This is a genomic window from Paenochrobactrum gallinarii (assembly GCF_014205685.1).
Classification (GTDB): domain Bacteria; phylum Pseudomonadota; class Alphaproteobacteria; order Rhizobiales; family Rhizobiaceae; genus Paenochrobactrum; species Paenochrobactrum gallinarii.
In genome coordinates, this window is sequence record NZ_JACIIU010000037.1 from 1 (window position 1) to 8,878 (window position 8,878).

General features: G+C 45.4%; 18 protein-coding genes and 1 tRNA gene. 14 read left to right on the forward strand and 5 right to left on the reverse strand.

The window, feature by feature from the left end:
* From FHS77_RS15005 to FHS77_RS15025, 5 genes are all read left to right on the forward strand, one after another.
* Positions 1-293 (forward strand): integrase core domain-containing protein (locus FHS77_RS15005; RefSeq protein WP_184224743.1); only part of this gene is annotated, 293 nt, incomplete at its 5' end.
* 185 nt (positions 294-478) lie between these two features.
* A tRNA-Arg gene (locus tag FHS77_RS15010) sits at positions 479-555 on the forward strand.
* A gap of 237 nt (positions 556-792) precedes the next feature.
* Positions 793-978, forward strand: coding sequence for a hypothetical protein (locus FHS77_RS15015; RefSeq protein ID WP_184224760.1), 186 nt, complete (start codon positions 793-795; stop codon positions 976-978).
* Between the two features lie 249 nt (positions 979-1,227).
* The gene (locus tag FHS77_RS15020) at positions 1,228-1,437 is read left to right on the forward strand and encodes a cold-shock protein (RefSeq protein ID WP_184224744.1); all 210 of its coding nucleotides are present in this window, start codon (positions 1,228-1,230) and stop codon (positions 1,435-1,437) included.
* 115 nt (positions 1,438-1,552) lie between these two features.
* On the forward strand, positions 1,553-1,798 hold the full coding sequence (locus FHS77_RS15025; protein ID WP_184224745.1) for a hypothetical protein: 246 nt from the start codon (positions 1,553-1,555) through the stop codon (positions 1,796-1,798).
* On the opposite strand, the gene FHS77_RS15030 is transcribed toward FHS77_RS15025, so the two are convergent.
* The 4 genes from FHS77_RS15030 to FHS77_RS15045 all read right to left on the reverse strand — a co-directional run bounded on the left by FHS77_RS15030 (position 1,745) and on the right by FHS77_RS15045 (position 3,903).
* Complete coding sequence (locus FHS77_RS15030) at positions 1,745-2,038, reverse strand: hypothetical protein (RefSeq protein WP_246431371.1); 294 nt, start codon at positions 2,036-2,038, stop codon at positions 1,745-1,747. The genes FHS77_RS15025 and FHS77_RS15030 overlap by 54 nt on opposite strands.
* A gap of 96 nt (positions 2,039-2,134) precedes the next feature.
* Positions 2,135-2,395 carry a hypothetical protein gene (locus FHS77_RS15035; RefSeq protein ID WP_184224746.1) on the reverse strand — a complete coding sequence of 87 codons (261 nt, stop codon included), beginning with the start codon at positions 2,393-2,395 and terminating at the stop codon, positions 2,135-2,137.
* On the reverse strand, positions 2,392-3,048 hold the full coding sequence (locus tag FHS77_RS15040; RefSeq protein WP_184224747.1) for a lysozyme: 657 nt from the start codon (positions 3,046-3,048) through the stop codon (positions 2,392-2,394). Before FHS77_RS15040 ends, FHS77_RS15035 begins: the two co-directional genes overlap by 4 nt.
* Before the next feature lie 387 nt (positions 3,049-3,435).
* Positions 3,436-3,903, reverse strand: a complete 468-nt coding sequence (locus FHS77_RS15045) for a Panacea domain-containing protein (protein ID WP_184224748.1) — start codon at positions 3,901-3,903, stop codon at positions 3,436-3,438.
* A 448-nt stretch (positions 3,904-4,351) separates the two neighbouring features.
* Between FHS77_RS15045 and FHS77_RS15050 the strand changes: the two genes are divergently transcribed.
* The 9 genes from FHS77_RS15050 (at position 4,352) to FHS77_RS15090 (ending at position 8,521) form a co-directional block, all read left to right on the forward strand.
* Positions 4,352-4,654 (forward strand): DUF982 domain-containing protein, encoded by a 303-nt coding sequence (locus tag FHS77_RS15050; protein WP_184224749.1) that lies wholly within the window; start codon positions 4,352-4,354, stop codon positions 4,652-4,654.
* Between the two features lie 359 nt (positions 4,655-5,013).
* Positions 5,014-5,913: a glycosyltransferase family 2 protein gene (locus tag FHS77_RS15055; protein ID WP_184224750.1), complete on the forward strand. Its 900-nt coding sequence runs from the start codon at positions 5,014-5,016 to the stop codon at positions 5,911-5,913.
* An 81-nt stretch (positions 5,914-5,994) separates the two neighbouring features.
* Positions 5,995-6,681, forward strand: coding sequence for a MazG-like family protein (locus FHS77_RS15060; RefSeq protein WP_184224751.1), 687 nt, complete (start codon positions 5,995-5,997; stop codon positions 6,679-6,681).
* Positions 6,678-7,184, forward strand: coding sequence for a class I SAM-dependent methyltransferase (locus FHS77_RS15065; protein WP_184224752.1), 507 nt, complete (start codon positions 6,678-6,680; stop codon positions 7,182-7,184). The genes FHS77_RS15060 and FHS77_RS15065 overlap by 4 nt, the downstream gene beginning before the upstream one ends.
* On the forward strand, positions 7,181-7,402 hold the full coding sequence (locus FHS77_RS15070) for a hypothetical protein (protein WP_184224753.1): 222 nt from the start codon (positions 7,181-7,183) through the stop codon (positions 7,400-7,402). Before FHS77_RS15065 ends, FHS77_RS15070 begins: the two co-directional genes overlap by 4 nt.
* Positions 7,399-7,554, forward strand: a complete 156-nt coding sequence (locus tag FHS77_RS15075) for a hypothetical protein (protein ID WP_184224754.1) — start codon at positions 7,399-7,401, stop codon at positions 7,552-7,554. The genes FHS77_RS15070 and FHS77_RS15075 overlap by 4 nt, the downstream gene beginning before the upstream one ends.
* Entirely contained in the window at positions 7,551-7,826 is a 276-nt protein-coding gene (locus FHS77_RS15080; RefSeq protein WP_184224755.1) for a hypothetical protein, read from the forward strand. Before FHS77_RS15075 ends, FHS77_RS15080 begins: the two co-directional genes overlap by 4 nt.
* Before the next feature lie 9 nt (positions 7,827-7,835).
* Positions 7,836-8,318 (forward strand): hypothetical protein, encoded by a 483-nt coding sequence (locus FHS77_RS15085; RefSeq protein WP_184224756.1) that lies wholly within the window; start codon positions 7,836-7,838, stop codon positions 8,316-8,318.
* Positions 8,315-8,521 carry a helix-turn-helix transcriptional regulator gene (locus tag FHS77_RS15090; protein WP_184224757.1) on the forward strand — a complete coding sequence of 69 codons (207 nt, stop codon included), beginning with the start codon at positions 8,315-8,317 and terminating at the stop codon, positions 8,519-8,521. The genes FHS77_RS15085 and FHS77_RS15090 overlap by 4 nt, the downstream gene beginning before the upstream one ends.
* Positions 8,522-8,585: 64 nt before the next feature.
* Here the strand turns inward: FHS77_RS15090 and FHS77_RS15095 are convergent.
* On the reverse strand, positions 8,586-8,878 hold a 293-nt coding region (locus tag FHS77_RS15095), incomplete at its 5' end, for an integrase core domain-containing protein (protein ID WP_184224758.1).

The window sequence follows — 8,878 nt, forward strand, 5'->3', positions numbered from 1 at the left end:
ATCAGCTTTTCCTTGCCATTAACGACATTGATCATACCAAAACCAAAGTGAAACAACCCCAGACCAATGGTATCTGCGAGCGATTTCACAAAACGATTCTGCAGGAGTTTTATCAGGTCACCTTCCGCAAGAAGATATATACATCCATTGAGCAATTGCAGGCTGATCTTGACGAATGGCTCGATCACTACAACAATACACGCACACATCAAGGTAAGATGTGCTGCGGAAGAACACCGTTCAAGACAATGATCGAAGGCAAAACAATCTGGAAGGAAAAATTCATAGGTTGAATTTAACCTGACTGATGCCGCTCCAAAAATGATAACTGTCAGATCAAGTTTGAACCGCTACAACTTATAACCCATAATCACTCCTACCAAATTATTCACATAATCTGCCCATAATCCTCTTATTCCCCATTGATACGCAAGAGTGGTTGCGTTAGAACGGCTTAGCTTTACATCAAAGCGACTGCGCACCCGTAGCTCAGCTGGATAGAGTGCTGCCCTCCGAAGGCAGAGGTCACAGGTTCGAATCCTGTCGGGTGCGCCAATAAAATCAATGACTTAGCTTACAACTTGGCACTGCCCACAAGTTCAAATGAACCTAGTGTTACCAATGGACGTAGTTTCTTCCCATATACACATTCTTTAATGTCTCATTATTTCTCCCATTGACAATTCTAAGTTACGGAACAAAATAGGAACAACTGGCTTTACGAGTCGTGAAACTGCTTGCGTAGAAGTGCGTAAGGCTGCACCCGCTTGTCTTTTTTATGGAGTGCATTTCATGAGCGAGGAGAAGAAAGTCATGACATCCAAAGGAATGGATGAACACTGGTGCATGCACAACGGCTGTAAAAAATGGGGCAGCTTTGGTTTTCGGGGTCGATATGGTCAACTGTGGTTTTGCCTGGATCATAGGATAAAAGGCGATGAGGAAACGGAACACAACAAAGTATTTATCGCCTATTAAATCCACTAACAACACGATCGTCCACACAATCCTACAACACCATAAAGTTGAATCCGAAATAAATCAAACCAATGGTTGACTTTAGAATTAATCCCTGTATGTTTTGATTATCGATATTTGCTTGTTTAGCTTTGCTTTTTGCGCATCATTAGCGCCTTTAACGAACCTTCCCTTTCAAAAAATCGTTATCATACTCACGGTTCATATTGAGCTGGGAGAATTTTATTTATTGCTAAGAGAGGGTTCATCATGACCACTGGCACAGTTAAATGGTTTGATTCAATTAAAGGCTTCGGCTTTATCCAGCCTGACAATGGCGGCAACGATGTGTTTGTACATGTTTCTGCTGTTGAGCGCTCAGGTATGCGCGGGCTAAATGAAGGCCAGAAAATCGGATACGACACAGAGCGTGACAACAAGTCAGGCAAAATGTCTGCATGCAATCTGCAAGCTGCATAATTCGGTATTACTCATTCTTGACCACGGATGTACTGGCACTAATGAGAAAATAATACCAACTGAGGTCAGACAAATTGTCTGGCCTTTTTTATTTTCTATTACATATGGATAATTCATGAAAAATACATTTAGCGCCCTTCGCGAAACGGCTGAAATTGCATTTCAAAAAACGCAATTGCATAACCAAATACGAACAAGAGTGGAAAAAGAAATTGATGAAGAAACAAGACTAAGAGCCGAGAAAACAGCTCGCCTCAAAGCTGCGCGTCTGGCATTTCAACCTGTCGAGACATTACGTAAAACCATATCAAAGGGTGTTAAAACCTCCTTTAATAATGAAACTGATTACACCAAGAATTAAAGCACTAATAATCAGCCAGACTACCTTTGCTAATGTTTCACTTACACCCGATATTTTCTTTTCCAGATCATTGAACCGGTTGTCCATGTGCTTCCACTGCTCGTCCTTACGCGCATCTGCCAATTCAGCTTGTCGCTGCCATTGCTCAAGAGAAGTTACGCGTAAGGCCATGGCAGTTATCTGATGCTCGTTGCCGATGATACGAGAACGTAAATCGAAATCATTGTCGTTTGGTATCATCACCAGCACCCAGCCTTCTTTCCATATGCATTATGACTGGCGATTCCTTGCCCTGCCAGTTTATCGTTTTGAGTCACGTACACAGCCGTTTCTGGCTTAAGGCTGATCTTCTGCCAGCCCGCGCAATTGCTCGCACTGGTCGCGCACCCCGCCAAGCTCAACACAGAGAGTAAAGCCGTCCATATTGGTGATTGTCTCATTGATACCTGCCCTGTTCTGGAATGCCTGACCGACAGCCTCGGCAGCTTTAAGCGCTGCCTGCTGTTTACCATCATGAATGCCGAGCGCGTAAAAAAAGAGGCCTGAAACTGCCCCTCCGATGAATGCGCCAATGATATGTTGAAGTGTGAGCCTCATACGGATTGTTCCCGCATGCGCTTAATCAGATAATATACACCGATACCAAACGCCCCAACCATGATAATCGCCAGCGCCCATTGGATTGGTGACGATCCTGCGGCCATACCGCCAAGCCCTGAAAGCAAGCCACCAGCTGAGGCAATTAATTCAGGTTTAAGCAGAGTATCTTTCTTCTGTTCAGGGGCAATGTAGTTGGAAGAGACGAAATCACCTTTAGCCCAAAGACCCGCTTCGGCAGCACGTCGATTGACCAGCCCCTGCACTCGTTTACCGCCAGCGTTCACCCATTTCATAAGCTCTGCCGGTACCGCGCCGTAATCACCTCCATTCAGTTTTTTAAGCAATGTGGATTTGTGAAGAGAGCCAGTGTTGAAATCAAACGAAACAAGCGCTGCATACTGATTATCGTTAAGAGGCACTTTGACCAGATCAGTTACCCGTTTTTCAAACTTCGCCAGATCAGCACGCAGAATACGCACCGCCTCCTGATCATTGATCTTCATGCCAGCAACGACCTTGGGCGCTCCGGCCGCTGATGTATGGCCATAGCCAATTGTCCAGATACCAGCCACATCCTGGTAAGCAGTCAGCCGTTTGCCTTCCCATTTCTGGATGTGCGAAAGCCCCGCCGTGTTAATACGTCGTGTCATGTCATTTCCTTTCGGCAATAAAAAAGCCCCGCTTAAGCGAGGCTTAATTCAACTGTTTTTTTTGATTATTTTTGCAATTGTTTTTGCATATACGATGACACTATAGCCCCGAGGCTACCGCTAAATATCACAGATTGAATCTTAGATAATTGCTCAGGCGTCAACCAGCACCAAGGGGTTATTTGATGAATTATCCAGGCGCCCAATGAAGCTACAAACACCAAAACGAAAAAAACCATCAGGAACACAACAATAAGACCATAGCATTTATGCCATAATATATCATTGCTAGCTTTGACGCCTTGAAGCTTATCGACATCGTCCCAATTCGCCTCTTCCTTCCTCGACATGGAAGTATCCGCCCATCGTGGCGGCGATTTATCCGCCTCAGTCGGGGGCGGCAACTCCTGACCGGTCATCCAACAACTGCCTATAATGAGTTTCAATCAAACTGTCTGGTATTTCAACGTTTCGCCCTGCCTCATAAACTTGGCTCCAAGGTGTACTTGGTTTATGCGTCATATGAGATAAAGCTATTCCGTCAAGATGGCCGTACTTATCAAAGACATCACGTAAAAACGTTTCAGTAGACTGATCAACATCTAGCCCACCCGAAATCATATGTAATGGGATCGGATTGCGCCCCCACGTCTTGGTTGAAAAGTACAAATCAGGAATAACAGGGCCGTATCTCCAAGCCTCAATACGGTCAGCAAAAAGATCCGTGTCTCTTAAAGCAAGGCTCCATCCATGCGCTATGTAAACAAGCTTCATAAGCTGCATAGGCGTTAGCGCCTGACCTTTTTCCTTCGCCAACTTCAAGATAGTGTCAGCGATTGTAATGACATTATACATCTGCACCTCCTGTGTTCGCTTTAACTATGTTGCAACACATATAGGCGATTCATCATGTCAAGTCATCACCTGTGGAAAAACATAGTTTCCAACCGATATTGCAGCTTATCCACAACCACTGCAATTACACACTATCACATCTGACTGTGACGGGGACAAGTCAAGAACCTATTTAGGCCGATGTTTTCGAGACCTATAACGTCTCCGCCACTGCCATGCAAAAAATATAACCAACACCACGCCTATTGTAATTAGAACAACGCTTCCATTGTATACGGTTTCAAATTCAAAACTGTCCATTATGTCACCTCCTGAAAGGTGAACCGGCGCGTTAAAAAAAGGTTCCTTTTTAATTAGCAAAAGAAAATACAATCCTTGAATTGGTTTTCCTCTGCACTAAATCAAAAACGTCATTCCAACAAATTTCGTTCTGATGAAGGAGGTCAAAGTGAGCGACCGTTTGTTTGACAAACCAGTTTACGTCACCAATGGACGTTATTTGACATTAGAAATTGCTAGTATCCATGATGCACTTATGTTTTTGCATGAATGGCCGGAAGATGATCGTGATCTGACTTACGAGACCGCTTGGAAAGCTTGTTGCGACGCGCATGATGGTGTGAAGCCAATCATAGCTGCACAGAATGCGATTAAGGGCTTTGCGAGAAAACGCGGCATACTTGATCAACCTACAGTTCCTATTCCTTGGGTGAATACAAAAACTACCTCTGACGAGAAGCTATCCGCATAATTAAATCGTTAATGACAGCCCTATTAAGTTCAGCTTATCAGGGCTGTTTTAATAATTCAGCCGTACGCGCGTCGCCAAATAAGCCAATCGCAGTCCGCTCAAATAGCTGCCAAAGTCCGTGATCTGAGCGAAGTGCTTAGACTGTCTCAATCAAGAGGAGGGTATCGCCAAGGTTCATGCTCAATGGAGTTTCCTTTTTATGTAAAAAAAGACCCATTGTGACGGGGGTAAGCCCTGCCGCGTTTATGCGTTGTATCTTGTCATTTCTTTGCGGAGGCAAAAATTTACTTGAAGTTATTTAAGTTGACATTTGTAGCACAATAGTAGTTTTACATCACCAATGTCTTAGGGAGTAAGTTATGCAGCGGCCAACTATCATTAGCCTATCTACAATACCGAGCCGCTTTAAGTTGCTTACGCCAACCCTTAAATCCTTGTTGAACCAAAGTTTACCTGCCGAAGAAATTCGCCTGTATATCCCTTACAAATATCGTCGATTCCCTGATTGGGATGGCGTATTACCGGAAGTTCCAGAAGGCATATCAATTGTACGGTGTGAAAAAGATTATGGCCCTGCAACGAAAGTGCTTCCCGCCGCATGCGACCTCAAAGATCAACAATCACATATTCTCTTCTGCGACGATGATAAAATCTATGACACTAACTGGCATCAACGCTTCATAAATGCTGCAAGTAAACTGCCTAACACATGTATAGTTGAAGTCGGAGAAACTTTCCCAGATATATCCGATGCATGCCGTCCATCCAGTCGCCTTCCACGGGGTGGACGGCGACGTAAGGATATCTATTATAGATTGCTGAGAGTCCTCAAAATATTTGGTACGAAACCTTATTTAACTAAGAACGGTTACGTTGATCAAATATCGGGTTATGGTGGAGTTCTTGTTCAACCTGAATGGTTTGATGACTTATTCTACAAAATTCCCGATGTTATGTGGACAGTTGACGATCCATGGATTTCTGGAAATTTAGAGCGCGTCGGCATTCCTATATGGATGAATGGACATACAAAACGTCCAGATTCATCCGATAATGGTGTGTTTGATGCATTGCACGAGCTAATCGAAGATGGTCATGGCCGTGTAGAGGCAGACCTTCTCGTTATTGATTATTTCCGCAAAACCTATGATATTTGGAAACCTTGCGGCAAAGTAGATAAACACTACAAACAGCGAGCCAGCTCTTCAATGAAGGAGCTCGCACGACGTGCTCTTAATGAGCAAATAAACAAGAAGTAGCTAACTGAGTGCCAATAGTTCTTTTGCCCGCTGCAAACCAAATAGTTCTGTGGCGATCTGCTCTAACAACGGCCAAAGCTCATGATCAGAACGAAATGTTTGCGCTGTCATGAATATCTGCCGTGTTCGGACTATGAAGGTTCCACCCCAGAGAGTGAAAGCATCGCTCGTATATACCAGCATCTTTGCGGAACTTTAATTCACGCGGACAATCTCCGCGCCCTCTCTTCCGAGCCAGTACGGGAAAGAGGACGTTATGAAGCGCTCATTTGCAAGGATATACCAACGGATTGTTGCGATTATGGCGTCATATCCCATGAAAGCGGCAAGGAAATTTGCCGAGTTTGGGACGAATATTACGCACGGTTAATTGCTGATCTTCTGAATGCCGAGCCAGCACAGGGCGAGCAATACGGCATCACAATCTCAGCGCTACAATCAGCCCATATCGAACGTCAAAAAGAATGGTGTCCAGATCAGCAGCCTGATTTGTCATTCCGTGGCAACGAAATGGCCGGTGAAGTTGGCGAAGCATGCAATGTCATTAAAAAACTGGAACGTGAACGCCAAGGATGGCGCGGTTCACGTTCGAGCAAGGAAGAACTTGCAAGTGAACTTGCTGATGTAATTCACACGGCAATCTTGTGCGCCGTTACCGCTGGAATTGATCTTGAGACGGCAACCGTTGAAAAATTCAACGCCACCTCTGTCAAGAACGACTTGCAAACACTCTTACCCGCCGCCCCGACACCGGAGGCAGAGGGATGAACAAACCAATCTTAGATATGTGTTACGGCTCTCGTATGTTCTGGTTTTATAAAGCAGATGATCGGGCATTGTTTGGCGACATCAGAGCAGAGGAACACGTGCTGTGTGACGGACGCCACCTAACCATTGCGCCAGACCGGCTGTTTGACTTTCGCAATCTTCCGTTTGCCGATAGCACATTCAGCCTTGTTGTATTTGACCCGCCGCATCTTGTGAAGGCAGGGGAACGCAGCTGGATCCGTGCAAAATATGGTGCATTAAATCGAGACACTTGGCGCGATGATATCCGTCAGGGCTTTTCCGAAGCATTTCGCGTCTTGAAGGCAGACGGCACATTAATCTTCAAATGGAATGAAACACAAATCAAAGTGCGGGAAATTCTTGCACTGACTGATGTGAAGCCAGTTGTCGGCCACCTTAGCGGTAAAGCGTCCAACACTCATTGGATCAGCTTTTTGAAACCAGAAGGCCGCGCAGCCTTGGCGCAAGGAGGCGGTAAGTGAGTAAAGCAATCAAGCTTATAGGTGTCCCAGAACACGGCTTGTCGAGAGCAGCTAGCCTTGCTGTGCATTTCGTTCGTCAATATCCAGATAATCATGGGAGTTATAACGGCGTTGTTTTCACGTCAGACGGCTTCAAAGATAAGCTTTATATCTATCAAACTAAAACACAGATTGTTGTTAGAGGCGAACTTTTCGGCACTGAAAGGACAGCAGCATGACAAGTAAATATGAAGCCGCACTCGAAGCCGTCCGTCGGTTATTTGAGGATACCAGTGTTAGTCAGGAAGCCACCCGCGACCAACTGGAAACATTGCGTGACGAAATTGAAGGCATGATTGATACGCTGCCGAGCGAGGATGATTTACTATGACAAGTGAATTGAAGCCGTGCAAAAATTGCGGAAGCCTTGATCAATCTTGGCAGGATGGGAAGCGCGTCACAACAGGCGTTTCACATAATAGATTGAACCTTAATGACGTTGAAGCTTTTTTCTTTCTTGGGTGTAACGCTTGCGGGGAAACCCTACGATATATGTCTTGTGAGGCAATATCAGAGCAATTGAACACCCGCGCCACGCCTTCCGCCGATACGCTGGCGGGGGTGCAGAAATACGGCGACGGCGAATATGTCCTTTACTCCTAAGCCACTGCGGTGATTGAGAATTTAACCTGCCATAAATACCTAGAAGAAAAACTAAATCAGATAGGTCTTATTGATAAAGAGTGGCTTGAACGCGCCGAAGCCGCAGAGGCCAAACTCGCCCAGATCAATGCGCAGGTTCCAGTCGGGTTTGTAACCCTCAATGATTTAGTTTCATTAAACCACGGTTTCTCTACAACGGGCACGGTCTCTCCCGTGCAAGCCGGTCTACTGTCACAACCCCTCTACGCCGCACCTGCATCTGACAGCCTGAAAGCGGAGAATGAACGGTTGCGGGAGGCTTTAAAAGTGCAGAGAAAAGCCGCTACAGACTACTGCTGGCAGAGATATAAAAATCGACCACCGATGGAATTGAATTACCCTGCTGTATTTACATCGCACGAATGGCAGAAGATCGGCGAATTTATGGATGAAGCTGTTTCCGCCCTCAACGTGGGCGCCTCACCACTCGCACCGGAAGGCGGAAGGGAATGAGCCACACAGATAATGGTCAGCGCCCAAGATTAATGTCACCGAAGGAAGCTTCACAGGCCACAACTATGTCACGCGTACTTCTTTCGCTTATGGCAAAGGAAGGAAAGTTTCCGCAGCCAGTGCAAATTGGAGTGAAGCGCCAAGCTTATGTCCGAGCAGAAGTTGAAGGGTGGATTGAGGAGAAAATTAGCGCCCGTGATTAATCTGTAGTGGTTCAAACTTGATCTGACAGTTATCAGTTTTGGAGTGGTATCAGTCAGGTTAAATTCAACCTATGAATTTTTCCTTCCAGATTGTTTTGCCTTCGATCATTGTCTCGAACGGTTTTCTTCCGCAGCACATCTTACCTTGATGTGTGCGTGTATTGTTGTAGTGATCGAGCCATTCGTCAAGATCAGCCTGCAATTGCTCAATGGACGTGTATATCTTCTTGCGGAAGGTGACCTGATAAAACTCCTGCAGAAACGTTTTGTGAAATCGCTCGCAGATACCATTGGTCTGGGGTTGTTTCACTTTGGTTTTGGTATGATCAATGTCGTTAATGGCAAGGAAAAGCTGAT

Bases quoted from the DNA above. Each gene is read 5' to 3' on its own strand.
- FHS77_RS15035 (WP_184224746.1), bottom strand. From the start codon at position 2,395: ATGAGGCTCACACTTCAACATATCATTGGCGCATTCATCGGAGGGGCA.
- FHS77_RS15055 (WP_184224750.1), top strand. From the start codon at position 5,014: ATGCAGCGGCCAACTATCATTAGCCTATCTACAATACCGAGCCGCTTT.
- FHS77_RS15080 (WP_184224755.1), top strand. From the start codon at position 7,551: ATGACAAGTGAATTGAAGCCGTGCAAAAATTGCGGAAGCCTTGATCAA.
- FHS77_RS15075 (WP_184224754.1), top strand. From the start codon at position 7,399: ATGACAAGTAAATATGAAGCCGCACTCGAAGCCGTCCGTCGGTTATTT.
- FHS77_RS15025 (WP_184224745.1), top strand. From the start codon at position 1,553: ATGAAAAATACATTTAGCGCCCTTCGCGAAACGGCTGAAATTGCATTT.
- FHS77_RS15040 (WP_184224747.1), bottom strand. From the start codon at position 3,048: ATGACACGACGTATTAACACGGCGGGGCTTTCGCACATCCAGAAATGG.
- FHS77_RS15020 (WP_184224744.1), top strand. From the start codon at position 1,228: ATGACCACTGGCACAGTTAAATGGTTTGATTCAATTAAAGGCTTCGGC.
- FHS77_RS15090 (WP_184224757.1), top strand. From the start codon at position 8,315: ATGAGCCACACAGATAATGGTCAGCGCCCAAGATTAATGTCACCGAAG.
- FHS77_RS15065 (WP_184224752.1), top strand. From the start codon at position 6,678: ATGAACAAACCAATCTTAGATATGTGTTACGGCTCTCGTATGTTCTGG.
- FHS77_RS15045 (WP_184224748.1), bottom strand. From the start codon at position 3,903: ATGTATAATGTCATTACAATCGCTGACACTATCTTGAAGTTGGCGAAG.
- FHS77_RS15030 (WP_246431371.1), bottom strand. From the start codon at position 2,038: ATGATACCAAACGACAATGATTTCGATTTACGTTCTCGTATCATCGGC.
- FHS77_RS15060 (WP_184224751.1), top strand. From the start codon at position 5,995: ATGATCAGAACGAAATGTTTGCGCTGTCATGAATATCTGCCGTGTTCG.
- FHS77_RS15015 (WP_184224760.1), top strand. From the start codon at position 793: ATGAGCGAGGAGAAGAAAGTCATGACATCCAAAGGAATGGATGAACAC.